The 326-nt window shown below is 66.3% G+C and carries 1 protein-coding gene; it reads right to left on the reverse strand.

Features of this window, described 5'->3' with window-relative positions; translation table 11 throughout:
- Window positions 1–284: S8 family serine peptidase (locus tag EFA69_RS12835; RefSeq protein WP_245964572.1), on the reverse strand; the 284-nt coding region annotated here is incomplete at its 3' end.
- Window positions 285–326 lie beyond the last annotated feature (42 nt).

Raw genomic sequence — 326 nt, forward strand, 5'->3', positions numbered from 1 at the left:
GGGGCGGCGTAGCGCACGGAGGCCCCGAAGTTGGAGGTGGGGCTGAACTTGCCGTTGCTGTCCATGTTGGAGACCACGTACACGTTGGGGGCCACCACGCGGGCGGGGGAGTCGGCCTTGCAGTCCACGTAGGAGTTGCCGGCGGCCACCACCACGAACATGCCCTTGGCGGCGGTCTTCTTCACCAGGTCGTCGAGCATGGTGGAGCCGTCCACCCTGAGGCTCATGTTGACCACGTCGCCCGCCTTGCCGTTCTGGTAGGCGTAGTTGAGGGCCGAGTAGATGCGGGTGAGCGTGCCGGCGCCCTTGTCGTCGAATACCCTGAG

The sequence above is a fragment of the Rufibacter immobilis genome (assembly GCF_003721565.1).
Lineage (GTDB): Bacteria > Bacteroidota > Bacteroidia > Cytophagales > Hymenobacteraceae > Nibribacter > Nibribacter immobilis.